We start from the raw sequence: 23,301 nt of genomic DNA on the forward strand, positions 1-23,301 counted from the left end.
GCACAAGCCCGTTCCTATAGAGGGGGCAGTTTGGCCAGCTTCATGGCGATCAGCAGGGCTCCAATCAGCAAGGCGCCGATAAACAGGCCGATGCCGTTCCAGCCCGCCAGGTGCCAGAACACGCCACCAGCGGTTCCGGCAATGCTCGAACCCGCGTAGTAGCTGAACAGGTACAGCGATGAGGCCTGGCCCTTGGCCTTGGTGGCCCGGCGGCCGATCCAACTGCTGGCCACCGAGTGGGCACCAAAGAAGCCGAAGGTGAACAGCAGCATGCCGATCAGCACCAGGGACAGCGGGGTCAGCAGGGTCAGGGCGATCCCCGCCAGCATCAGTACGATGGTGCCCCACAGCACTCGGCGTCGGCCCAGTTGATCCGCCAGGGCGCCGATCTTCGCCGAGCTGTAGATCCCCGAGAGGTAGACCACCGAGAGCATCCCGACCCAGGCCTGGCTCAGGTGATAGGGCTCGGCCAGCAGGCGGTAGCCGATGTAGTTGAACAGGGTGACGAAGGCCCCCATCAGCAGGAAACCTTCGAGGAACAGCCAGGGCAGGCCGGCATCGCGAAAGTGCATGGTAAAGCCGTCCAGCAGGCTGCGTGGGTGCAGCGAGCGGGGGCGGAAGTTGCGTGACTCGGGAAGGATGCGCCAGAACACCGCGGCGGCGATCAATGCCAGGCCGCCGATCACCAGCATCGCCGTGTGCCAGCTGACAAAGTCGATCAGCACGCCGGTGATCAGTCGCCCGCTCATGCCGCCAATGGCATTGCCGCCGATGTACAGGCCCATGGCCAGGCCGATGTGCTGGGGGTGAATCTCTTCGCTGAGGTAGGTCATGGCCACTGCCGCCAGCCCGCTCAGGGACAGCCCCACCAGCGCCCGCATCACCAGCACTCCCTGCCAGCTGGGCATCAGTGCGCTGGCGATGGTGCACAGGGCGGCGGCGAGCAATGCTGCGACCATCACCGGCTTGCGGCCGATGCGATCGGAAATGGGCCCGGTGATCAGCAGACCGATGGCCAGCATGCCTGTCGACACCGAGAGGATCAGGCTGCTTTGCGCCGCATTGATGGAAAAATCCCGGGACAGCAACGGCATCATCGGTTGCACGCAGTACAGCAGGGCGAAGGTGGCAAAGCCCCCGGAGAACAGCGCCAGCACCGTGCGCATGAACATCGGTGTGCCTTTCTCGATATAGACCTCGTTGAGTTGGGCGACCACTTCGTCCAGGGGCGTAGAGGGAAGGGTGTGGGCAAGGGGGGCAACAGCGGTTTTCACGGGGACCTCGGGGGGAGCACAGCCGGTCAGGCAATGGAAAAAAGCATATAGCTGGCTAATGATCATTTCCAATATATTGTTCGACCTGTTTGATAGCTTTAACGACTCATTGGAATTGCCCATGGAATTGCGTCATTTGCGCTACTTCATCGCCGTCGCCGAAGAGCTGCACTTCGGCCGTGCGGCCCAGGCTCTGGGCATCTCCCAGCCGCCTCTGAGCCAGCAGATCCAGGCCCTGGAGCAGGAGGTGGGCGCCCGGCTGTTCGAGCGTACCAATCGTCGGGTCGAGCTCAGCGAGGCTGGGCGTCTGTTCCTCGAAGAGGCGCGCCTGGTGCTGGCCCAAGTGGACAAGGCGGCAGACGTGGCGCGGCGTGCGCAGTTGGGTGAGCTGGGGGAGTTGAAGATCGGCTTCACCTCGTCGGCGCCGTTCAATTCGACCATTCCCCAGGCGATCTTTGCCTTTCGCCAGCGCTTTGCAGCCGTGCACCTCAAGCTCAAGGAAATGAGCAGCACCCAGGTGGCTGAAGCCTTGGTGGACCAGACGATCCAGGTGGGCATCATGCGGCCCTTGCCCTTGCCGGACTCCCTGTCGGTGGTGGAGCTGCTGCGCGAGCCGCTGGTGGCGGTGCTCAGTTCCAAGCATCCGCTGGCCAGCGGCAGTGAAGAAGGCCTGTACCTGGCGGCGCTGGCCCAGGAGCCTTTTGTGTTCTTCCCCCGCAGTTATGGCAGCGGCCTGTATGCCCAGTTGCTGAGCCTGTCCCGGGATGCCGGTTTCACCCCGCATTTCGCCCAGGAGGCGGCGGAAGCCATGACCATTATCGGTCTCGTGGCCGCGGGTCTTGGGGTCTCGGTACTGCCGGCGTCCTACCAGCGCATGCGCATCGATGGCGTCGTCTATCGCCGGCTGCTGGACCCAGAGGCCATGTCGGCGGTGTGGCTGGTACAGCGCAAGGACCAGTGTTCGCCCATGGCCAAGGCCTTTGTCGAGCTACTGACGCGCAAGACCGGGGCCACGCCCTGAGGGGCTGTTGGGACGCACCGGGGTCTGCAGGAACACCAGGTCGCCGCGCAGGGCGACTCCCGCCATCAGCACCCCGGCGTGGCATTCGTAGGTGTTGAGGTCCTTGCGTACGTGGTGTTTGTAGTAGCTGACGATGTTGGTCACCGCGTTGGCGCCAACTCGCTTGGCTGCGGCTTGCAGGGTGATCAGCGCCGATTGCAAAGCCCACTCGCAGGCGGCGATATCGCTCTTGTTGAAGGCATTGGTCTTCTTGTTGGTGGTCACTTCGGTGAGCCGTACCCGGAGCACTGGTGGCAGCGGGTTGCCGGCCAGGTGGAAGCTCACGCTGCCATCCAGGCGCCCGGCGCGCTCGGCGTCGGCCACGACTTTTTCGAAGGGCATGTACATCAGGTTGGTGGCCTGGCTGGTGGGGCTCAGGACCGCTAGCAGGGCCAGGGCAATCAGCGCTTTCACTTGCATGGTCGGCTCCTTGACGGACGTGAAAGAAGAGCCACTGTCACGCCGGCCGAGGTCCGATCGCAGCGCTTGGCTCCCGCAGGCGGCGTTGGCCCGGCCTGCTGTTGCGAGTGTAGACGGCGCTGGCCGGGCTCCTGAAAAAATCCCGGAAACGCAAAGGGCGCCCCAGCAGGCTAGGTGAAAACGCAGTAGTTTTCACACAGCCTGCCAGGCGCCCTTTTGGTTTTCAGCCGCAGCTCACTGGACCTTGGACAGATCCCCGCGCAGCGCGACGCCAGCCATGATGGCGCCAGCATGGCACTCATAGGTGGTGGCGTCCTTGCGCTCACGGCTCTTGTAGAAGCTGGCGATGTCGGTCACGGCATTGGCGCCGACCTTCTTCGCCGCTTCATGCAGGGTGATCAGCGCCGACTGCAAGGCCCACTCGCAGGCCACCTGGTCGGCCTTGCCGAAGGCATTGGTCTTCTTGTTGGTCACGGCGCCCGGGCTCAGCACGCTGACCTTGCCGGCCGGCTTGTTGCCCGCCAGGTAGAACTTCACGCTGCCATCGATCTTGCCGGTGCTGATGGCCTCGGCCACCACCTTGTCGAAGGGCAGGTACAGGGCGGTATCGCGGGCCTGGCTGATGCCGGGCAGGGTGCACAGCAGCAGGGTGGCGGTGGCCGCCAGTGTCTTCAAACGCATCGCATTCTCCATGACATTAAAGGGGGTGAAGCAGCCCTGTGACCGGGGTCACAGGGAGGGGCTCATTGCGCGGCCGGGAAGCTTTTGGCCGCCGCGTCGGACAGCTGTTGCGCGGTCCGCTCGTTCTGGTTGTCCCGCAGTTCGCGCAGGATGCCCTTGTCCAGCAGGCGCACCCAGCGGATGTAGTTCTTGTGGATCTTGCCGTCCTTGTAATCCAGGTCGCGGCTGTCGCGGTAGACGATCTTGTAGAAGCTGGCGGAGTACTGGATATCGATCTCGGCGTGGAACTGTTCACGCACGGTGATCTCGGCCTGGATCAGCTCCGGGCTGATGCGCTGCACCGTCCACTTGCGGGCCACCAGATTCTTCAGGATCGCTTGTTTGACCTGCTCCTGGTCGGCCTGGATGGTGGCCGGGATTACTCGGTTGGGGGTGTACATGCGCTTGCTGGTGCAGGCGGTGATGCTCAGCAGGGCGAGGACGATGAGGGTGGCGCGAAACAGGGAAGACATTCCATTTCTCCAGTGAGGTGAGGCATCAGGACCAGCGGCGGAAGATCAACGAGGTGTTGACGCCGCCAAAGGCAAAGTTGTTGTTCATCACGTATTCGTGGCTCATGGCCCGAAAACCGCCCTGCAGGTAGTCCAGTTCGCCGCAGCGCGGGTCGACCTGATCCAGGTTGCAGGTATGCACATACTGGTCACGGTTGAGCATCTCGATGCTGAACCAGGACTCCAGCGCGCCGCAGGCACCCAGGGTGTGGCCGAGAAAGCTCTTCTGCGAACTGATGGGCATGCGATTGCCGAACAGACTGCTGGTGGCCTGGGTCTCGGCGATATCGCCCTGTTCGGTGGCAGTGCCATGGCCGTTGACGTAGCCGATGGCCGCCGGGAACAGGGCCGCATCCTCCAGCGCCAGCTCCATGGCCCGGCGCATGGTGCTCTGCTCGGGACGAGTGGTGTGCTGGCCGTCGGCGTTGCTGCCGAAACCGACGATTTCCGCGTGAATGCGGGCGCCACGGGCCAGGGCATGTTCCAACTCTTCGAGCACCAGCATGCCGCCGCCTTCGCCGATCACCAGGCCATCGCGATCGATGTCATAGGGGCGCGGGCTGGTGTGGGGGGCATCGTTTTTCAGGCTGGTGGCATAGAGCGCGTCGAACACCATGGCCTCGGTGGGACACAGCTCTTCAGCGCCGCCGGCAAGCATCAGCGGCAGGCGCCCGAACTTGATCGCTTCATAGGCGTAGCCGATACCCTGGCTGCCACTGGTGCAGGCGCTGGAGGTGGGGATCAGGCGTCCGGTGAGGCCGAAGAAGATGCTGATATTGGCGGCGGTGGTGTGGGGCATCATGCGCACGTAGGAGTTGGCGTTGAGCCCCTCGGCCACCGAGTTCAGCAGCATGTTGCCGAAGGCCTTGATCTCGTCGGTGCTGCCGGTGGAAGAGCCACAGGCCACGCCCATGCGCCCGTCCTTGATCGACGGGTCGCCCAGCAGTCCGGCGTCGGCCAGGGCCTGCTCGGCGGCGCCGACGGCGAGCCGCGAAACCCGGCCCATGCTGCGCAGTTGCTTGCGGGTCCAGTGGCTGGGCACCTGAAAGTCATCGATGGGGCCGGCCAGACGGGTATTGAGCTCGCTGAACCGGTCCCACTCGTCCATGCGCCGGATGCCGCTGCGGTTGGCGCCAAAGCGCTCGACGATGCTGGCCCAGTCGCTGCCCAGGGAGGTGATGCCGGCCATGCCGGTGACGACCACGCGTTTCATCAGCACAGGCCCCCGTTCACCGCCAGCACCTGGCGGGTGATGTAGGCGGCCTCGGCAGACATCAGGAAGTTCACCGCGCCGGCCACCTCTTCCGGGGTGCCCATGCGCTGGGCGGGAATCATCTTCATCAGCTCGTCCACCGGCACGTTTTCGTCGAGCATGGCGGTGTCGATCAGGCCCGGGGCCACGCAGTTGACGGTGATCTTGCGCTTGCCCAGCTCGATGGCCAGGGCTTTGGCAGCGCCGATCAACCCGGCCTTGGAAGCGCTGTAATTGACCTGGCCGCGGTTACCGATCAGCCCCGAGACCGAGGTGATGCAGACAATGCGCCCCGCGGCGCGACGGCGGATCATTGGCATCATCACCGGGTGCAGGACGTTGTAGAAACCGTCGAGGTTGGTGCGCAGCACCTGGTCCCAGTCCTCTTCGCTGAGGGCCGGGAAGGCGCCGTCGCGGGTCAGCCCGGCATTGAGCACCACGCCGTAATAGGCGCCATGAGTCTCGACGTCGGCTTCCAGCGCGGCCTTGCAGGCCGCTCGGTCAGAAACGTCGAATTGCAGGATGCGGGCGCTGCGGCCCAGGGCCTCGACTTCGCCCTTGACGGCTTCGGCTTCGCTGCGGCCGCTGCGGCAATGCAGCACCAGGTCATAACCGGCCTGGGCCAGACGCAGGGCGATGGCACGGCCGATGCCACGGCTGGAGCCGGTGACCAGTACGGAGTCAGTCATGACGGAGTTCCTGTAGAAGAGGCAGGTGTTTCATGCAGATAGTCGGCGGCCTGAGGGGGACGGAATACGTTCAGGCGCGCGCTGGCGGTAATGCCGGGGCCATTGAGGTGGCATTCGAACACACCCATGCCGTTGTCGTCCTCGAGGGAGCGCAGGGCATGGATCTCCAGGAGGCTACCAACGGGAAAGTGTTCGACGTTGCATTCGAACTTCCGGGTGCCCAGAAGAAAGCCCAGCTCCACCGGCAAGCCCTGCTGGCGGGCGCGGCAACCGGCGTAGGCGGCCACGCTCTGAGCCATCAGTTCGATGCCGACCCAGGCCGGCAGGCTGCCGTCGGGGCGGTTGAACAGGCCGCCGGGGCGGATTTCGAGGCGGGTGCGGATCTGTTCTTCATCAAAGGCCAGGACCTGATCGATGAGGATCATGTCCCCGGCATGGGGCAGCAACTCGGCGAGCGGCCAGTCAATCATGGGGCGTCTCCGATTATCAGGCTGACGTTGTTGCCGCCGAAGGCGAAGGAGTTGCTCATCAGGCAGCGTGATGGATGCGTTGCCAGGCGGTCGGCGGAGGTGACCCAGCGCAGGGGGGGCAAGGCCGGGTCGGCCTGGGCATCCCAGACATGGGGCGGCAGCGCCTGCCCCGGGTTATCGCTGCCGAGGCTGAGCCAGCAGAACGCCGCTTCCAGGGCCCCGGCGGCACCCAGGGTGTGGCCGCTCATGGGTTTGGTCGATGAGCAAGGCACGCCTTCGGGGAACAGCTGCGCCACCGCCAGGCTTTCCATGGCGTCGTTGTGCTGGGTGGCGGTGCCGTGCAGGTTCAGGTAGTCGATCTGTTGTGGCTGCAAGCCGGCACTGCGCAAGGCCAGGTTCATAGCCTGCAAGGCCCCTCGACCGTCGGGGGCCGGGGCGGAAATATGGTAGGCATCGGAACTGGCACCGCCGCCCAGCAGGGCAACGGGCGAGTCACGGCCTGGTTCCTTGCTCATCAGGAACAGCACCGCCGCTTCACCGATATTGATGCCGTCGCGGTGGCGGGAAAACGGGTTGCAGCGCTGAGCGGACACCGCCTCCAGGGCGGTGAAACCGTTCAGGGTGAGCTTGCACAGGCTGTCGACCCCGCCGCACAGCACCGCGTCGCACAGGCCCAGGTCCAGCAGGCGCCGGGCGCTGATCAGGGCCCTGGCGCTGGAGGTGCAGGCGGTGGAAATCACATAGGCCGGGCCGCTCAGTTGCAGCCAGTCGGCGAGAAAGTTCGCCGGGGCGCTGAGCTCCTGCTGACGGTAGTCGTAGTCGGCGGGGAACTGCCGGTCCTGCAGATAACGGGCAATGCCGCGACTGGCCTCGTCGATGCCCGAGGTGCTGGTGCCCAGGACGATCCCGATGCGGCCACGGCCATAGCGTTGGATTGCCTGCCGGATGTCGTCCTCGATCTGCAGCGTGGCCTCCAGCAGCAATTGGTTGTTGCGGCTGTTTTGCGCTTCGAAGCCACTGGGCATGCAGGCCAGTGGACCGCGCACCGCCGCCACCGGCAAGGTGCGCTCGGGCACCCAGTGGCTTTCGTCGCGCATGCCTGAGCAGTCGCCGGCAAACAGGCTGCGGGCGACTTCCTGGCGATTGCGGCCCAGGGCGCAGATCACCCCGAGGGCATTGAGGTAGGCCGTCATGGCGTGGCCTCGGTGCTCAGTGCGGTGATGTGGTAGTGCGGGCCTTGAGGCAGGTTCAACTCGAAATCCAGAAGTTGTTGATAGTCAATCCGCCAGCGTGGGCCGAGGGTACGTTGGGCGCCTTGCTGGTGGGCGCCTGGGTAGTTGGCGGCCAGTTCCGCCTCGGGTGTGAGGGCGAACAGCAGGGCCGCGAACAGCTCCCGGGCCTCCGGGTTGGGGGGCAGCAGGCCGTCGGCCTGCCACTGGCCATGCACCAGGCGCTGACGGGCCTGGGGAATGCCCAAAGGGTCCATCAGCGACCAGCGCAGGTCCGGGCCTTCGGCCTGGATCACCAGCAGCCAGTCCTGGCGTTGTCCATCAGCCTGGCGCTGCACATGCAACTGCAACGGCAACATCAGGGAAGGCGTGCGCTCGGGCAGCGGAGCCTGACTGACGCAAGCGCTCAGCAACAGGACACAACCGAGCAGCAGAACGCGGATCATGCGGGCAGGCCTTCCTCGATGACAGGGGGATTCAGGGGCTTGCGGGCCACCACATTGACCAGGGTTTCCTCGCGCTCACCCACCGGCGGCGGCTGGCGCAGGCCCAGGCGCTCCAACAGGCCGAAGTCTTTGGCGCGGCTCCACCACAGGTAAGGATAAGACACGTTCTGCGGGCCGAACTCAAAACCCTGCCGACGAATCATCTCTAAATACTCGGCGGCGCTTTTCTGCACATGCATCGGATGGCGGAACAGCCAGCGAATCACCCAGGTGTCGATGTAGGCCTCGGTGGACTCGGCGAACAGCAGGTAGCCCCCGGGCTTGAGCACGCGATAGAACTCGGCCAGGGCCTTTTCCTGTTCCACCAGGTGATGGAAGGTCTGGTGGCAGAACAACAGGTCGACGCTGGCGTCCGCCAGCTCCAGGGTCGCGCAGTCGCTGCCGATCAGCTCCACCTGCAATTGCTGGCGCCGGGCTTCCTCGGCGCTGAGCTTGAGGCTGTGGGGATCGGCGTCGAGGCCGATCAGGCGCTGCGGGGCGAATACCTGGCGCAGGTACTGGAACGATTTGCCCTGGCCGCAGCCGGCATCCAGCAGCACCGGGTGGGCCGGCAGCTCGCCGTCGAACAGCGAGCGCAGGTCATTGATCGCCACCCGCAACACATGGTGCTGCCAGGTGTGGCTGCGCAGGAACCAGAAGCCGAAGCGGGTTTCCTCGACGTAGCTGTCGCTCAGGTACTGGGTGGATTGCTCGCTCATGCCACGTCCCTCGCGCAGACTTCCGACAGGGCCTTGAGCCGGCGCTTGGGCTCGCTGACGAAGGGGTTGCGTTCATCCCAGGCGTAACCGGCGAGGATCGAACTGATCATGCGGCGGATTTCCGGCGAGCTGCCCGGGTGGTAGATCACGTCCTGGAAAGTGCCGGCATACCAGCCTTCGACGTAGCAGCGGAAAGTGTCGACGCCGCGCTTGAGCGGTTCGGCGAACTCGCTGTGCCAATCGACGCTCTGGCCTTGCAGCTGACGGTGCAACACTGCGGCCGCCATGCTCGATGAACGCATGGCAATGGTCACGCCGGAGGAGAACACCGGGTCGAGGAACTCCGCGGCATTGCCCAGCAGGGCGAAGCCCGGGCCGTGCAGGGTGGTGACGTTGGCCGAGTAGCCGCCGATGGTCCGCGCCGGGGTGTCCCACTCGGCGTTTTCCAGGACCTTGGCCAGGCTCGGGGTTTCGCTGATGAAACCGCGCAGGCAGGCGTCCAGGTCGCCATCGCGCCCGGCGAAGTGTTCGTCGGCGGCCACCACGCCCACCGAGCAGCGGCCGTTGCTGAAGGGGATGCTCCAGAACCAGATGTCGCGGTGCTCCGGGTGCGTGGTGATGAGGATCTTGTTGCGGTCGAAGTGCTCGCAGTCGATGCGGTCCTCGACATGGGTGAACACCGCTCGGCGTACCGGAAAGTTCGACGGTGCTTCCAGTTCCAGCAGGCGTGGCAGGACCCGGCCGTAGCCGCTGGCGTCGAGGATGAAATCGGCTTCGATGCGGTACTGGCTGCCGTCTTCACGGCGGCAGTCGAGCTGCGGCAACGGCCGCTCCACATCCACCGCGACAATCTCTTCGCCGTAGCGGATCTCGACCCCTTGCAGGGCGGCCTGATCGGCCAGCAGCTTGTCGAAATCGGCCCGCTGCACCTGGAAAGTGGTGGGCTTGCCATTGCTGAAGGTGTCACCAAAATCGAAGGTGCTGTAGTGCTCGCCCCAGGCGAAGGCCGCGCCGTTCTTGAGTTGGAAACCGGCGGCTTGCACTGCCTCCAGCATGCCGGCTTCCTCGACGAAATCCAGGCAGTGGGACAGCAGGCTTTCACCGATGGAGAAACGCGGGAAATGTTGCCGCTCGACGATCAGCACGTCGTGGCCCTGGCGCTTGAGCAGCGCGGCCGCGATGGCCCCCGAGGGGCCGGCACCGATCACCACGACCTGGCGACGTTGCATTTCAACTGTTGGCACTGGGGCTCCTTGCCGGTTCGGCGATGTTCAGGTTCAAGGGGGCCACGTTCAGCGCGGCCGGGGGAGTTCTGTGCAGCCCGGCCAGGGCCGGTAGCAGGGTGGCGATCAGGCCCATGAGCATCAGCGCGAAGTACAGCGCCGGGCTGATCAACTGTTGTTGCAGCAGCAGGTTGAGAAAGACGATCTCGCTCAAGCCGCGAATGTTCAGCAGCAGGCTTTCGCGCCAGCGGCTGGCACCCTCGAAGGAGGCGCCGGCCCAGCTCAGGCCCAGCCAGTTGCCCAGTAGTTTGCTGGCAATCGGCAGCAACAGCAGCGCCGCCAGTTGCACCCAGCCGAGGCTGTCTATGGCGCTGTGCACGTTGATCTGCACGATGCCGAAAGTCAGGATCAGTGGGATGGCGACAAAGGTCTGCAAGCGGTTCATCCAGGCAGCCTTTAACGGCAGCACCAGCGGCAGCTTGAGGGCGGCCATGCACAACAGGTAGCCGATGCCGAAAATCAGCGCATTGAGCTTGTAGTGCTCGGCCACCACCAGCAGACCGAAGAAGCCCAGGCTGTGCAGCAGGGGCTGGCGCAGGCCAAGGACCCGCAGCACCAGGGGCAGGCAGGCGCCCGCCAGGGGCAGTAGCAGGCTGCTCACCTGCAGGCTGCCCTGGGCCAGGGCGAACAGGGTCCAGCAGGTCAGGTCGATAAGGATCGCAGTCTGCACCAGGCGCCGGGTGGCGACGGGCGGGTACTGGATGTGTCGCAGATACAGGTAAAGCACCGGGATCGCGGTAATGGCGAACAGCAGGCCCACCGCCAGGGAGCTGATCCAGGGTTGCGCCGGCAGCAGCCAGAAGGCCGTGGCCAGGCCACAGGCAAAGGGAATGCAGAAACTCGGCACGGCGATCTTCAGGCTCTGACGGTCCAGGCGCAGGTCGATCACGTCACTGAGGATGTGCCCCAGCAGCAGGGCGAAGCTCAGGCCGTAGAGGGACTTGAGCCATTGCGGGGAGACCAGCTGCGCGCCGCCCAGCTGCCAGTGGGGTTCGATCCACAGCAGCATCAGTAACGGCAGGCCGAAGGTCGCCAGCAGCAACTGGCTGACAATCGGAATTAGGCCCAGGTGGCGCCCCACGTGGGTGGCCAGGGCGAACAGGGCCAGGGCCAGCAGCCAGAACAGCAGGGTCAGCATGGCGGGTTCTCCGCGGCCGGTGTCGGATGCGGCGTGTGGCCGGCCCAGGGTGCGAGGATAAAGCTGAAGGCCAGCCCCAGACTCACCGCCAGCCCGAAGTTGCTCACTGCCGGAGTGCTGGACACCGCCAGCAGACCGAACGACAGCCAGGTGGTCAGGGCCGCCAGCAAGGTGCCCAGCAGGCTCACGGCGGCGCCGCCGATCTGCTCGCGCATGAGGATTGCGTAGTCGACGCTGATGGCGGTCACCAGCAGCAGGCCGAACAGGCTGAACAGGGTCAACGGCTGGCCCAGCCAGCCGAGGCTGGCCAGGCTGCACAAGGCTGCCAGCAGCGGCAGTGCCACCAGGCGCAAGGCCCCGCCGAAACCGAAGGGCAGGATCAGCAGCAGGACGATCAGCACGCAGGACGCCAGCTTGAGTTCGGCGGCGCTGACCTGGGTTGCGGCGAACACTCGGTTCAGCTCACCCAGGCGATCCACCAGTTGCACCCCCGGCAGGTCGTCGGCCTGGACCCGCAGCAGGGCGGCGTCGTTCAGGCCTTGCAGGCTGACCATGGCCGCCACGCCGCTGGCGTTGCTACCCAGCCACAGCGGGCGAAAGGGCTCGGCCAGGGGGCCGATGAGCGCGGTGTCGATGTCGGCCACGGGCAGGTCTTGCAGCTGTTTGAGCTCCGCTTGCAGGGCCGGCAGTGGCACCCCCAGCTCCAGCAACGGCTGCCAGACGCCCGGCAGTTGCTTGAGGGCCTCGCGCACTTGCTGCTGCTCTGCGGGTTGGCTCACCAGTTGGTCCAGGGACAGGTAGCCCTTGAGCTTGCCCAGGTTCACCAGTTGTTGCAGGCGCTGGTCCAGGGCTCCCAGGCGCTCCAGCAATTGCTGCTGGTTGGCGGCGCGCACCAGGAAGAACTGGCTGGTGGGCTGATAGCCGGTGATCCGGGCAATGGCCTGGGCCTCTTGCATCAGTTGCGGCGGTGCACCGACCCATTGGCGGATGTCGTTCTTGCTCTCGAGCTGCCACAAACCAGCGGCGCAGAACAGCGCCAACAGGGCCAGCAACGCCGGGCTCGGCACGCGTTTGAGCAGTGCGGCACGCACCCCGAGCAGGGCCTCGGCGACCCGCAGCGGCCATTGCGCCGGACGCAGCTCGACGCCCTTGAGCAGTGCCGGCAGCAGGCACACCGCCGACAGGTAGGCCCCCAGCAGGCCGGCGGCGGAGAACACGGCGATCTGGGTCAGGGCCGGGAACGGGGTCCAGGCCAGGGCCAGGTAGCCGATGCAACTGGTGATCAGGCTCAGGCTCAGCCCCGGCAGGGTCAGGCGCAGGGCCGGCCAGCTGCGCCAGGGTTTCAGGCTCCAGCTCTTGGACAGGTAATGCAGGGGGTAGTCGACGGCCACGCCGATCAGGCTCGATCCCAGCACCAGGGTCATCACGTGCATGCGCCCGAACAGGGCGACGCAGGCCACGGCGCCGAACAGCATGCCCACCAGCACCGGGACGAAGGCCAGCAGAGCGCGCCAGCGGCGGAAGGCCAGGAGCAGCAGCAAGAGGATGCCCAGGGTCGCGCCCCCGCCGACCCAGGTGATTTCCCGGGTGGCCTGCTGCTGGCCGTTGGCGGCATACAGCAAGCCGCTGGCGGCCAGCAGTTGTACATCGCTCTGGCTCGCCTGTTCGCGGCTGTGACGCAGCAGTTCGGCCACCTGCAAGGGCAACTGCATGTCGAAGGCATTGCCTTTGGTACGGGCCCGCAGGAGGACCCAATGTTGGCCATCGGCCTCGGCCACCAGGGCACCACTGGCGACATCCAGCTGCACCGCGCCGTGTTGTGGCTGGCTGTTCTGAATGCGTCCGGTCAGGCCCAGCCAGTCATCCTGGCTCGGCACCAGGGAGAAGCCGGTAAAGGGGTCGAAGAGGCTTTGCACTCGCTGCTCGATGAAAGCCTGTGGCTGGCTGATCAACTGCTCGCGGTCATGGGCCGAGAGCATGGCCAGGCGCCCTTGCAGCAGTTGCTTGCGCAAGGCCGGCAGGTCGGCTTGCAGGTTCCACTGGACCTTCTCGAACAGCCCGCTGGCCTGCCATTGCTCGGCCAGTTGCCGGGCCATGTCCACCGCCTGCTGACGCTCGGCATGTCCCGCCAGCACCAGGATTTCCCGGTTCAGCGGTTCCTGCATGCGCTGTTCGGCCTGCAGCTCCAGGGCGTCCGGGGCGGTGCCAGGGACCAGTTCCATCAGGTTGGCGGACAGGGGCGCGCCGTGGCGCCATTGCCAGGCGCCCAAGGCCAGCACCAGGGCCAGCAGGATCAGGAAGGATCGGGGCAGCCAGCGTTCACTCGGCAAAGTCATGTTGCTCCGCTTCGCTCAAGGCTTGGGCACTGCTGCTGTCTTGCATGATCAGCAAGGTACGGTCGCCCTGGGCTTCCAGCAGTTCGATGCGTTGCACCAGCTCGCCGCCGTCGATGTTGATCTGGTTGAAGATCTGTTTCAGCAGCAGGGAACGGGGGATCAGTTGCAACTGCCAGTTCTGCGCGCTGCCTTGCAGCTTGAGTTCGAAGTCCCGCTGCAGACCGCTGCTGTCGCCTTGCAGCACGGCGAGGAACAGGCGGTTCTGTTCGGCACCGGCGCTCTTGCCCGGAAGCATCTGCCAACCGCCGGCATCGCGCCGGGCAATGCCCTGGGCGGTGATGCGGTAGTCCTGCTGCAACGGGGTTTGCAGCAGCCACAGCAGGCCGTGGTTTTTCGCCAGGACGAAGTGGCCCTTGCTGGTCAGCGGCTGAGGCAGGGCCCGCAGGTGTTTTTCCTGGATGAAGCGGCCGTGGATCACCTCCGGCCGCGACAGCTGATCGCTCAACTGTTGCAGATCGAATGCCTGGGCCAACCCCGGCACCACCAGCAACACCAGCACCGTAGGAGCGAGCTTGCTCGCGAACCGCCGCACCACCGTGCTCAGCGCCGTGCACTGGGTAGCCAGCCAGACCATCCTCGCGAGCAAGCTCGCTCCTGTGTTCATGGCAAGGCCCTCGCGACGGCGTCGGTGAAGACCTTGGGCGAGGCCAGCTGCATTTCACGGCTGGCGATCTCCACGGCCACCTGCACCGAGCTGGCGCGGGTCAGGCGCTCGCCACTGGCCAGGTCAGTGATCAGGTAGTTGATCTTCAGACGGTTCTCCCACTCCACCAGGCTGGCGCGCACGTTCAGGGTCTGGCCGAACACTGCGCCGCGCACGTAGCGCAGTTGCAGATCGATCACCGGCCAGGCGTAGCCGGATTCGAGCATCTGGTTGTAGTTGTGGCCGAGCTTGTCCAGCAAGGCGCAGCGGGCGACTTCCAGGTACTTGACGTAATGCCCGTGCCAGACGACGTGCATGGTGTCGACGTCGAAGAACGGCACCTGGACCTGGGTGTCGGCGTGGATCACTCCCTTACTGCGCATGCAGCCTCCAGTGTTGCTCGGCGATACGTTGCAGGCACAGGCGCAGTTCGCGCTCCAGGGCGCGGTCCTCGATGACAGGGGCGAAGTCCGCCGCCAGTTCCAGGTGCATGGCATCCAGGGCCGGCGGCAACGGCCGGGCATCGGCTTCCTGGCTGCGCAGCCAGACGCCCTGGTTGGCGGCGAGCAAGGTGGCGGCGGCCACTTGCTCAGTGAGCTCCAGCACGCGGATCGCGTCGCGGGCGGCGATGGTGCCCATGCTCACCTTGTCCTGGTTGTGGCATTCGGTGGAGCGCGAGAACACGCTGGCCGGCATGGTGTTCTTCAGGGCTTCGGCGGTCCAGGCGCTGGCGCCGATCTGCACCGCCTTGAAACCGTGGTTGAGCATCGCCCGCTCGGCGCTGGCGCCGGACAGGTTGCTCGGCAGGCCGTGGTTGTAGCGCACGTCCACCAGCAGCGCCAACTGCCGGTCTAGCAGGTCGGCGACGTTGGCCACCAGGTTCTTCAGGCTGTCCATGGCAAAGGCGATGTGCCCGCCATAGAAGTGCCCGCCGTGCAGCACGCGCTCGGCTTCGGCGTCGATGATCGGGTTGTCGTTGGCGCTGTTGAGTTCGGTTTCGATGAAGCCGCGCAGCCAGTTCAGGCTGTCGGCCAGTACCCCGAGAACATGGGGCGCGCAGCGCAGCGAGTAACGGTCCTGCAGGCGGTGCAGGGGCGCGGTCGGTGCGTCGATTGCCAGGTCCTGGCGCAGCCACGCAGCGACTTGCATCTGCCCCGGGTGTGGCTTGGCGGCGAACAGGCGTTCGTCGAAGTGCTCCGGGTTGCCTTGCAGGGCCACTACGTTGAGGGCGGTGATGCGGGTGGCCAGGCGCAGCAGGTAGTCGGCTCGGGCGAAGGCCAGGCAGGCGAATCCGGTCATCACTGCGGTGCCGTTCATCAGCGCCAGGGCTTCCTTGGGCCGTAGCACCAGAGGCTCCCAGCCCAGCTCGCGGTGCACGTCGGCGGACTCACGGCGTTCGCCGCGGAACATCACCTCGCGTTCGCCGGACAGGGTGGCTGCCACGTAAGACAGCGGCGTCAGGTCGCCGCTGGCGCCCACCGAGCCTTCTTCCGGGATCAGCGGCAGGATGTCCTGATCGAGGAAGGCCTGCAGGCGTTCCAGCAGTTCCACCCGGACCCCGGAAACCCCGTGGCACAGCGACTGCAGACGTGCGGCCAATACGGCGCGGGTGGCTTGGGCGTCCAGCAGCTTGCCCAGGCCGCAGCCATGGAAGGTGTACAGATGACGGGGCAGGGCCTCGACGTGCTGCAGGGGCACGGCCACCACGCAGGAGTCGCCGTAGCCGGTGGTCACGCCGTAGATCACCCCTTCCTTGTCCAGCAGGGAGTCGAGGAACTGCGCGCCCTTGGCGATCCGCTGGCGCCATGTGGCGTCGGCTTGCAGGCGCGTCGGTGCCTGACGGTTGGCCAGGGCCAGCACGTCTTCGATGCGCAGGGGGTGTTCGCCGAAGGTTACCGGCTCATGGGTCGAGGTCGTCATCGGTCTTCCAGAATGGGTAAAAGTTGAACCATTGTTGCGGTGCCTGCAGGCAGTACTGGCCCAGGCGCTCGGCGTAGCGGGCGGTCCATTGGGCGATCACCTGCTGGCGGTCATTGCGCTTCCACTGCACGGCTTCGGCGAAGGGTTCGAGGATCACCTGATAACGGCCCTGCTGTTTCAGGCACAGCAGCAGGTTGACCGGGCACTTGAGCAACCCGGCCAGTAGCCAGGGGCCCTGGGGGAAAGCGGCCTGATGGCCGAGGAAATCCACCCGCACGTTGCGCCCGCCGTGCAGCGGTACGCGGTCGCCGGCAATTGCCAGCCATTCGCCGCGATCCAGGCGCTGGCTCAGTTGCAGCATGATCGCCGGGTCCAGCTCGCTGACCTGGATCAGCCGCAGGTTGCTGGCGCCGGCCTCGCCCAGCAGGCGGTTGAAGCGTTCGGCGTGCTTGGTGTGCACCAGCACGTTCATGGTCACCTGCTCACCCAGCTCGGCCAAGGCCCGGCAGACTTCCAGGTTGCCCAGGTGCGCGCCCACCAGCAGCTGTCCGCGTTCGCCGCGCAGCTGATGGCGCAGCTGCGCCGGGTCGATGATTTCGATCTGTTCGATGCGCAGCTTGCCGTTCCACACATCGAGCTTGTCCAGCAGGGCGTCGGCAAAGGCCATGAACTGGCCGAACACCCGCCAGTGGCTGGGGCGCAACGCGTCGCGTCCGCTCCATTGGGCCAGACGCTGCTGGTATTGCCAGATGCTGCGGCGGGCGCTGCGGCCGAACAGGAAGAAATAGAACACGATGACGTACAGCACCGGGCTCAGTAGCCGCCGCCCCAGGACCCGCACACCGAAGGCGGTGAGCTTCATCAGCCAGAAACTGCCGCGCTCCTGGTGCTCGGCCCAGTGCTCGTTGGATGGTGGCTGGCTCATGGGCGCCACCGACGCCAGAGGATCTGCGGCAGGCGCAGCAACATGCCGAAGAACAGCTTGGCGTGCATCTTGGAAATCAGCGCGTTGTCGTGGAACAGGCGAAAGTGCGACAGGCCGTCCTGGGGATAGTGCACCCGGGTCGGCAGCCAGTGCATGGGCTGGTTGCGCCAGGACAGGCGCACCAGGATCTCCGGGTCGAAGTCCATGCGTCGCCCCAGTTGCACCGAGTCGATCAGGGCCAAAGTGGCGGGCAGGGGATAGACCCGGAAGCCGCACATGGAATCCGGGATCTGCAGCGACAGGCTATTGATCCAGACCCAGACGTGAGTCAGGTAGCGGGCGTACAGGCGCCCTTTGGGGACGCTGGCGTCGTACTGTGGATAACCGCAGATCAGCGCTTCGGGATGGGCCTGGGAGCGTTGGATGAAGTTATCCACATCCGCCAGGTCGTGCTGGCCGTCGGCGTCCACCTGCAGGGCGTGACTGAAGCCCAGTTGCACGGCTTCGCGCAGGCCGGCCATGACCGCGCCGCCCTTGCCCTGGTTGATGGCCAGGCGGATCAGGAACACCTTTTCGCGCTGGGCCATCTGCTCCAGCACTGCCGCGCAGGCCGGGCTGCTGGCGTCGTCCACCAGTACGCAGGGCAGGCCCCGTGCCAGGAGCGCGTCGACCACGGCGGGCACGGCGGTTTCATGGTTGTAGACCGGGATGACGGCGCAGGGGCTGTGGGTCGGCGTGGGCCCCTTCGCTGGCAAGCCAGCTCCTACAGCCGCGAAGCGGGAAGAGTTATCCACAGCTGGCCTCCAGGATGATCCGCCCGCTGGAGCAGGGGGCGCCGTCATTCAGGTAGGCGAAATACAGTTTCTGGCGCTGGACGTCGAAGCGCAGATTGAGCTGGATGCGGTCGCCGGGGCGTACCAGTTGCTGGAACTTCAGCACTTCCATGCCGGCGAAGCGGCCCGGCAGATCGAGCAGCTGCTGGCCCAGGGCCAGGGCCCAGTCCACTTGCACCACCCCCGGCAGCACCGGGGTGGCGGGAAAGTGCCCGCTGAAATACGCCAGGTCCGGCGGAATCGCCAGTTGCAGTTGCCACTCTTGTTCGTCCTGCACCTGCTGCAGCACCTCCGGCGCCTGCGGGCGCGGCGCTAGCAGCAGAGCCTGGACCTCGGCCTGGGGCAGCTTGCCCTGGTTGTTCAAGGGCATTTGCCGCAGCAGGCGCCAGCGCCGTGGCAGGGCCAGGGCTTCGCAGTGCCGGGAAAGGTGCTGGCGCAGGGCCTGGGTCAGGTGGCGTCGGCCCTGGTTGCGCAGGGCATGCAGGCCGGACTCGCTGAGCACCAGCAGGGCGCCAAGGTAGGCGCGGTTGTCTTCGATCACCCCAAGGCGTGCTTCCGCGACCCATTCGTGCTGCTCCAGGGCCTGTTCCAGCATGGGCAGGGAGATGCGTTTTTCTTCCAGCTTGACGATGCGGTCCAGGCGGCCCAGCAGTTCGAAGCGGCCGTCAGCGGCAATGCGCGCGGCATCGGCGCTGTGTTCGATATGCCCGGCCGGCAGGTAGGGCGAGGCGATCAGCAGCGCGCCGTCGCTGTCCTGGCTCAGGCGCACCTCGGCAAAGGGCTGCCACAGGTCGGGCCCCTGGCGCCAGGCAATGCCGCCGGTTTCCGAGCTGCCGAGGATCTCCGTTGGCCATTGCTGCAAGCGTTGTTGCAGCCCACTGGCGGCCTCGGCGGGCAAGGCGCCGCCAGAGGAAAATACCCGCCGCACCGGGCTCAGAGCCGGCCAGTCGAGGTTGTCGCCCATGCGCTTGAGCAGGGCGGGGCTGGCCACCCAGGCGAATGCCGGGCATTCGCGGCTGGCCCGTTGCAGGTCTTCGGGGAAGGCCAATTGACGGCGCACGAAGGGACGCCCGGCGCACAGCGGCCAGAGCACGCGGAACAGCAAACCGTAGATATGCTGGGTGGCGACGCTGCCGATGATCCAGGCCGGGCCCAGGTCTGTGCCCCACAGTTGTTCCAGGGCCTGGACCTCGTTGGCCAGCTGGCGCAGGTTTTTCTCGATGCGCTTGGGTTCGCCGCTGGAGCCCGAGGTGCACAGGCTCAGCCGGCAGGCGTCCAGGTCCAGCTCGGCCGGCTCCAGCGGTGCAACCTGCAGTGGCTGCAAGGGCGGGTCCTGGTCGGTCAGCCACAGGTCGACGTCCGCCGCCCAGCGCTGGCGGGTCTGGGCCTGCAGGTCGGCGGGCAGCAACACGCTGACCCCGGCGCGCCAGGCACCCAGCAGGGCCACGGCCAGGTCAACGGCGTCCTCCAGGTGCAGCGCCAGACGGCGTACGCCGCGCTCGTGCAGGGCTGCGGCCAGGCTCAGGGCCCGGGTCTGCACGCCTTCCAGGTCGATGTCGGGATGGGCGCTGACCACCCGCGGTGCTTGGGTCCTGAGCAATAGCCGCTCAAGGGCAATCCAGTTCATCTACGGCCTCGTACCCGTTGTCGTAAAAGCCACTCAATGGCAAACAGCAAACCCATCAGCCCATAGGCGATCAGGCCGTTGTACAACGTCCACCAGCTCAGCGGCGCCCAGAGGGTCAGGGCTGCGGCGAGCACTCCGTTACAGAGGAAAAACACACTCCAGGCGATGGTCACCTGGCGGGTGTAACGTATGGCCTTTTCCGGCAGATCCGGCTCGCTGAGGCGGGCCAGGCGCTCCGCCACCGGCGGACCGTACTTCAGGCTCAGGCCGAACAGGCCGAGCATGAAGCTGCTGATCAGCACCGGGTACCAGCGCAGCAGCGCCGGGTGATCGAACCACGCCAGCAGCAGGCAGAAGGCGATGGCCGCACCGGCCATCCACAGGCTGCCGGGACGGCGTTCGCCGGTCAGCGCCCGGGCCAGCCACAGGCCGCCCAGCAGCAGGCCGAATTGCCACGGAGCGAAGTGCTCCATGCCGAAATACACCGCAAAGGGGTAAAGCAGGCCGGCCAGCAACAAGCCCAGGCCGATCAGCCGGCTCATGCGGCCGGCTGGACCAGACGGTAGACCGCCTCGACCACGTCATTGACGGTACGCACCGACTTGAATTCCTCGGCGGCGATTTTCTTGCCGGTCTGACGCTTGATGTGGTCGATCAGGTCGACGGCGTCGATGCTGTCGATTTCCAGGTCCTGGTACAGGTTGGAATCCAGGCTGATGCTGTCGGGCTCAAGCTCGAAGAGTTCGACCAGGGCATCGCGCAGGGTGTTGAAGATGTCGTCACGGGTTTGCATGGTCGGTTCTCAAGCTGCCTGTTTTGCAGTGACGAACGCCGCAAGGCTCGCCACGTTACTGAAGTGGTTGCGGGTGTCCTTGGCGTCGGCATCGATCTTGATGCCGTACTTCTTCTGGATCGCCAGGCCCAGTTCCAGGGCGTCCACCGAGTCCAGGCCGAGGCCTTCGCCGAACAGGGTCTGATCGTTGCCGATGTCCTGGGCGCTGATGTCTTCGAGGCCCAGGGCATCGATGATCAGCAGTTTGATTTCAAGCATCAGATCCGGGTGTGTATCGCTCATCTCTGGCGAGCTCCTTGATGAAATAGTGGTGCAAGTGCTCATTGAGCTTGCGCGAGGCCTGAGGCGCGGGGCCTTGGGCGGCAAAGGTCTGTGGGTCTATATCGGCACCGACGTGAAAACTGAAGTGCACACGGCGTTGCGGAATGCGGTACCAGGGCTCGGCCTTGGTCAGGGTGGTGGGGCTGACCTTGATCACCACCGGGGTAATGATCTTCGCACCTCGCAGGGCAATCGCCGCGGCCCCCCGATGAAAGGCCGGAGCGGCGCCCGGCTGGGTGCGGGTGCCCTCCGGAAAGACGATCAGGGTCTGACCTGCCTGCAGCGCCCCGCAGGCGCTGTCGAGCATGTCCATGCTGCCGTCGTTGCTGATGTACTGGGTGGCGCGCACCGGGCCGCGGGTGAAGGGGTTGTCCCAGAGGCTTTGCTTCACCACGCAGTTGGCGTCGCGCACCAGGCCGATCAGGAACACCACGTCGATCAGCGACGGGTGATTGGCGATGATCATCTGCCCCGGACGGCCGAGCAGGTGGGCGCCCTGGACTTCATAGGTGAGCACGCCGCTCTTGGCCATGAAACGGATGAACAGCCAGAACAGCCGACTGACGGTCTGGCGTGCGCGCCGGCTATGGCTGGCGGCGTCGCCGGGCAGGCAGGCGAGCAGGGGGAAAATCACCAGGCGCAGGCACAAACCACCTATTCCGAACAGTGCAAAGCTCAGACCGGTGGCCAGCAGGCGCCAGTAGTAGGCATTGCGGCCCTTGGCGTTCAGTGGTTGCGTTGCCAGGTCCATACACGATTCATCCAGGCATGTTGGCAAAAGGTCTGCGAGCCGAGCAGGGTTCGCAGCAGGTTCAGGGCATGGGGCCACTGGGTCTTGGGGATTTGACCGTCGTGGCTGTCCAGGGACAGTTGCCAGTCGTCGCCGGGGCTCAGCAACAGGCCCAGGGCGTAGGGAAAAGGTACGTCGTCGATCCAGCTGGCATAGGCCTCGGGCGGCTGTTCCTCGGTGATCACCAGCAAGACGTGGGGGGCACCGTCCGCCAGCAGGGTGGCGGCTTCCAGCAGGCCGTGTTCCAGGCCGTCGCCGGCGGCGGCCAGGGCCGTCATTTCACTGGTTTCGCCGCGCATGATCGACCACAGGCCAATCACTGCGTTGTGCACCGAGAGGCTGAACTGGGTGGGCGACAGAGGCTGCTCGGCGGCCAGGTCGCTGAGGATCTCGAAGGTTCGCGGGGTTTCGCCATGCCGGGAAATGAACACCAGTGGCAATTGCTCGAGGCCTTCGGCCAGGGGCCAGCCAACGCTGAAGGCCATGCGCGCCAGGCGACTGAGACGGCGGCGCTGCATGGCGGGCAGAAAGGACACATCGGGAGCGGCATCGCTGCTCTCAGGCAGGGCCGGCTGACGGCTCCAGGCCTGCCAGGCGTCCACGCTTTCGAGCCCAGGGGCCCACGCACGCCATTGAGCGATGTTGAACTTGATCACTTGATTTCATCCCGCCCCTGCGGGCTTCCTTGACGCGGTGTATCGCTTCGATTGGCGATTGACCTGGATGACGCAAAGGCGCCAGTGGCGCGCATTATCCCGGTGCGACTGGCTTGTAGCAAATGCTGCTTGGGCTGTTGGTCGCAAAAGCAGACGGATCTGCGGTGATCATGGATATCTATTTGCCACTATCGAGTTGCCTTTTCGCCCCAATCCCTGGTCGCCAGGGCTTTGCATGGCGTGTTCCAAGGGTGTTGGGCGGCGGGAAACTCTTGTGTTGCCGAGGTAGCTAAGGGGCGGTGAGGACTACTACACTCGGTGATCTTTGATACACGGAGGTTTAGACATGCGGCGTGTGGTGTTCAATCAGAAAGGTGGTGTGGGCAAGTCCAGTATTGCCTGCAATCTGGCGGCGGTCAGCGCCAGCGAGGGGTATCGCACCTTGCTGGTGGACCTGGATGCCCAGGCCAACTCGACCCAGTACCTCACCGGCCTGACCGGCGATGACATTCCCATGGGCATTGCCGATTTCTTCAAGCAGACCCTGTCTTCCGGGCCTTTCTCGAAAAAGAACCAGGTGGATATCTACGAGACGCCGTTCGACAACTTGCATGTGGTGACCGCCACCGCCGAGTTGGCGGATCTGCAGCCCAAGCTTGAGGCCAAGCACAAGATCAACAAGCTGCGTAAGTTGCTGGACGAGTTGGCCGAGGACTATGACCGGATCTATCTCGACACCCCGCCGGCCCTGAATTTCTATGCGGTTTCGGCGTTGATCGCCGCCGATCGGGTATTGATTCCCTTTGACTGCGACAGCTTCTCGCGCCAGGCGCTGTACGGCCTGCTGGCGGAGATCGAAGAGTTGAAGGAAGACCACAACGAGGACCTGCAGGTCGAGGGGATCGTGGTCAATCAGTTCCAGGCTCGGGCCAGCCTGCCGCAACAGATGCTCGACGAACTGATCAGCGAGGGGCTGCCGGTGCTGCCGGTGTACCTGGCCAGCTCGGTGCGCATGCGTGAATCCCACCAGGCCAGCCTGCCGCTGATCTATCTCGATCCGCGACACAAGCTGACCCAGCAATTCGTTGACCTGCACAACCTGCTGGAAAACGCCTGAACTCAGCGCCGCGGTGGCAGGAGCGCAAG

General features: G+C 65.4%; 26 protein-coding genes. 2 read left to right on the top strand and 24 right to left on the bottom strand.

All coding sequences use genetic code 11. The annotated features are described in order from the left end of the window. Nucleotides 1-14: 14 nt before the first annotated feature. Nucleotides 15-1,226 (bottom strand): MFS transporter, encoded by a 1,212-nt coding sequence (locus P7C00_RS02795; protein ID WP_404939895.1) that lies wholly within the window; start codon nucleotides 1,224-1,226, stop codon nucleotides 15-17. Between the two features lie 169 nt (nucleotides 1,227-1,395). On the opposite strand from P7C00_RS02795, the gene P7C00_RS02800 reads away from it, so the two are divergent. Then, a complete protein-coding gene (locus P7C00_RS02800) occupies nucleotides 1,396-2,295 on the top strand; it encodes a LysR family transcriptional regulator (RefSeq protein WP_346634476.1) in 900 nt (299 codons plus the stop codon). Here P7C00_RS02800 and P7C00_RS02805 read toward each other — a convergent pair. The 23 genes from P7C00_RS02805 to P7C00_RS02915 all read right to left on the bottom strand — a co-directional run bounded on the left by P7C00_RS02805 (nucleotide 2,263) and on the right by P7C00_RS02915 (nucleotide 22,155). After that, a complete protein-coding gene (locus tag P7C00_RS02805; RefSeq protein ID WP_346634477.1) occupies nucleotides 2,263-2,754 on the bottom strand; it encodes an excinuclease in 492 nt (163 codons plus the stop codon). The two genes, P7C00_RS02800 and P7C00_RS02805, sit on opposite strands and share 33 nt — an antisense overlap. Before the next feature lie 234 nt (nucleotides 2,755-2,988). Next, nucleotides 2,989-3,435: an excinuclease gene (locus P7C00_RS02810; RefSeq protein WP_233321703.1), complete on the bottom strand. Its 447-nt coding sequence runs from the start codon at nucleotides 3,433-3,435 to the stop codon at nucleotides 2,989-2,991. A 62-nt stretch (nucleotides 3,436-3,497) separates the two neighbouring features. Continuing rightward, nucleotides 3,498-3,947 (bottom strand): hypothetical protein, encoded by a 450-nt coding sequence (locus tag P7C00_RS02815; RefSeq protein WP_404938101.1) that lies wholly within the window; start codon nucleotides 3,945-3,947, stop codon nucleotides 3,498-3,500. 25 nt (nucleotides 3,948-3,972) lie between these two features. Next, nucleotides 3,973-5,199: a beta-ketoacyl-ACP synthase gene (locus P7C00_RS02820; protein ID WP_346634479.1), complete on the bottom strand. Its 1,227-nt coding sequence runs from the start codon at nucleotides 5,197-5,199 to the stop codon at nucleotides 3,973-3,975. After that, nucleotides 5,199-5,927 (bottom strand): 3-oxoacyl-ACP reductase FabG, encoded by a 729-nt coding sequence (gene fabG, locus P7C00_RS02825; protein ID WP_102862814.1) that lies wholly within the window; start codon nucleotides 5,925-5,927, stop codon nucleotides 5,199-5,201. Before fabG ends, P7C00_RS02820 begins: the two co-directional genes overlap by 1 nt. Further along, nucleotides 5,924-6,397, bottom strand: coding sequence for a hotdog family protein (locus P7C00_RS02830; RefSeq protein WP_346634480.1), 474 nt, complete (start codon nucleotides 6,395-6,397; stop codon nucleotides 5,924-5,926). Before P7C00_RS02830 ends, fabG begins: the two co-directional genes overlap by 4 nt. Continuing rightward, nucleotides 6,394-7,590, bottom strand: coding sequence for a beta-ketoacyl-[acyl-carrier-protein] synthase family protein (locus P7C00_RS02835; RefSeq protein WP_404938102.1), 1,197 nt, complete (start codon nucleotides 7,588-7,590; stop codon nucleotides 6,394-6,396). The genes P7C00_RS02830 and P7C00_RS02835 overlap by 4 nt, the downstream gene beginning before the upstream one ends. Further along, on the bottom strand, nucleotides 7,587-8,072 hold the full coding sequence (locus tag P7C00_RS02840) for a hypothetical protein (RefSeq protein ID WP_123725081.1): 486 nt from the start codon (nucleotides 8,070-8,072) through the stop codon (nucleotides 7,587-7,589). Before P7C00_RS02840 ends, P7C00_RS02835 begins: the two co-directional genes overlap by 4 nt. Further along, nucleotides 8,069-8,830: a class I SAM-dependent methyltransferase gene (locus tag P7C00_RS02845; protein ID WP_404938103.1), complete on the bottom strand. Its 762-nt coding sequence runs from the start codon at nucleotides 8,828-8,830 to the stop codon at nucleotides 8,069-8,071. Before P7C00_RS02845 ends, P7C00_RS02840 begins: the two co-directional genes overlap by 4 nt. Continuing rightward, nucleotides 8,827-10,074 carry an NAD(P)/FAD-dependent oxidoreductase gene (locus tag P7C00_RS02850; protein ID WP_346634483.1) on the bottom strand — a complete coding sequence of 416 codons (1,248 nt, stop codon included), beginning with the start codon at nucleotides 10,072-10,074 and terminating at the stop codon, nucleotides 8,827-8,829. Before P7C00_RS02850 ends, P7C00_RS02845 begins: the two co-directional genes overlap by 4 nt. After that, nucleotides 10,061-11,251 (bottom strand): sodium:proton antiporter, encoded by a 1,191-nt coding sequence (locus tag P7C00_RS02855; RefSeq protein ID WP_404938104.1) that lies wholly within the window; start codon nucleotides 11,249-11,251, stop codon nucleotides 10,061-10,063. Before P7C00_RS02855 ends, P7C00_RS02850 begins: the two co-directional genes overlap by 14 nt. Beyond that, nucleotides 11,245-13,587, bottom strand: a complete 2,343-nt coding sequence (locus P7C00_RS02860) for an MMPL family transporter (protein WP_404938105.1) — start codon at nucleotides 13,585-13,587, stop codon at nucleotides 11,245-11,247. The genes P7C00_RS02855 and P7C00_RS02860 overlap by 7 nt, the downstream gene beginning before the upstream one ends. Next, nucleotides 13,571-14,221, bottom strand: a complete 651-nt coding sequence (locus P7C00_RS02865) for an outer membrane lipoprotein carrier protein LolA (RefSeq protein ID WP_346634623.1) — start codon at nucleotides 14,219-14,221, stop codon at nucleotides 13,571-13,573. Before P7C00_RS02865 ends, P7C00_RS02860 begins: the two co-directional genes overlap by 17 nt. A gap of 26 nt (nucleotides 14,222-14,247) precedes the next feature. Next, nucleotides 14,248-14,673, bottom strand: coding sequence for a thioesterase family protein (locus tag P7C00_RS02870; protein WP_102862823.1), 426 nt, complete (start codon nucleotides 14,671-14,673; stop codon nucleotides 14,248-14,250). Next, nucleotides 14,663-16,210 (bottom strand): histidine ammonia-lyase, encoded by a 1,548-nt coding sequence (gene hutH / locus P7C00_RS02875; RefSeq protein ID WP_404938106.1) that lies wholly within the window; start codon nucleotides 16,208-16,210, stop codon nucleotides 14,663-14,665. The genes P7C00_RS02870 and hutH overlap by 11 nt, the downstream gene beginning before the upstream one ends. After that, complete coding sequence (locus P7C00_RS02880; RefSeq protein ID WP_346634487.1) at nucleotides 16,191-17,135, bottom strand: glycosyl transferase; 945 nt, start codon at nucleotides 17,133-17,135, stop codon at nucleotides 16,191-16,193. Before P7C00_RS02880 ends, hutH begins: the two co-directional genes overlap by 20 nt. Then, on the bottom strand, nucleotides 17,132-17,890 hold the full coding sequence (locus P7C00_RS02885) for a glycosyltransferase family 2 protein (RefSeq protein WP_404938107.1): 759 nt from the start codon (nucleotides 17,888-17,890) through the stop codon (nucleotides 17,132-17,134). The genes P7C00_RS02880 and P7C00_RS02885 overlap by 4 nt, the downstream gene beginning before the upstream one ends. 31 nt (nucleotides 17,891-17,921) lie before the next feature. Continuing rightward, a complete protein-coding gene (locus P7C00_RS02890; protein ID WP_404938108.1) occupies nucleotides 17,922-19,595 on the bottom strand; it encodes an AMP-binding protein in 1,674 nt (557 codons plus the stop codon). After that, nucleotides 19,592-20,137, bottom strand: coding sequence for a hypothetical protein (locus tag P7C00_RS02895; RefSeq protein WP_346634490.1), 546 nt, complete (start codon nucleotides 20,135-20,137; stop codon nucleotides 19,592-19,594). Before P7C00_RS02895 ends, P7C00_RS02890 begins: the two co-directional genes overlap by 4 nt. Beyond that, the gene (locus P7C00_RS02900; RefSeq protein ID WP_016962653.1) at nucleotides 20,134-20,388 is read right to left on the bottom strand and encodes an acyl carrier protein; all 255 of its coding nucleotides are present in this window, start codon (nucleotides 20,386-20,388) and stop codon (nucleotides 20,134-20,136) included. The genes P7C00_RS02895 and P7C00_RS02900 overlap by 4 nt, the downstream gene beginning before the upstream one ends. A 9-nt stretch (nucleotides 20,389-20,397) precedes the next feature. Then, entirely contained in the window at nucleotides 20,398-20,670 is a 273-nt protein-coding gene (locus P7C00_RS02905) for a phosphopantetheine-binding protein (RefSeq protein WP_011058851.1), read from the bottom strand. Continuing rightward, complete coding sequence (locus P7C00_RS02910; protein WP_346634491.1) at nucleotides 20,639-21,460, bottom strand: lysophospholipid acyltransferase family protein; 822 nt, start codon at nucleotides 21,458-21,460, stop codon at nucleotides 20,639-20,641. Before P7C00_RS02910 ends, P7C00_RS02905 begins: the two co-directional genes overlap by 32 nt. Continuing rightward, nucleotides 21,436-22,155, bottom strand: a complete 720-nt coding sequence (locus P7C00_RS02915; protein ID WP_346634492.1) for a beta-ketoacyl synthase chain length factor — start codon at nucleotides 22,153-22,155, stop codon at nucleotides 21,436-21,438. Before P7C00_RS02915 ends, P7C00_RS02910 begins: the two co-directional genes overlap by 25 nt. A 346-nt stretch (nucleotides 22,156-22,501) precedes the next feature. Between P7C00_RS02915 and P7C00_RS02920 the strand changes: the two genes are divergently transcribed. Then, nucleotides 22,502-23,272 (top strand): ParA family protein, encoded by a 771-nt coding sequence (locus tag P7C00_RS02920; protein WP_102882064.1) that lies wholly within the window; start codon nucleotides 22,502-22,504, stop codon nucleotides 23,270-23,272. Nucleotides 23,273-23,301: the final 29 nt, after the last annotated feature.

The organism is Pseudomonas sp. JDS08PS003, from assembly GCF_045013505.1.
GTDB classification, from domain to species: domain Bacteria; phylum Pseudomonadota; class Gammaproteobacteria; order Pseudomonadales; family Pseudomonadaceae; genus Aquipseudomonas; species Aquipseudomonas protegens_B.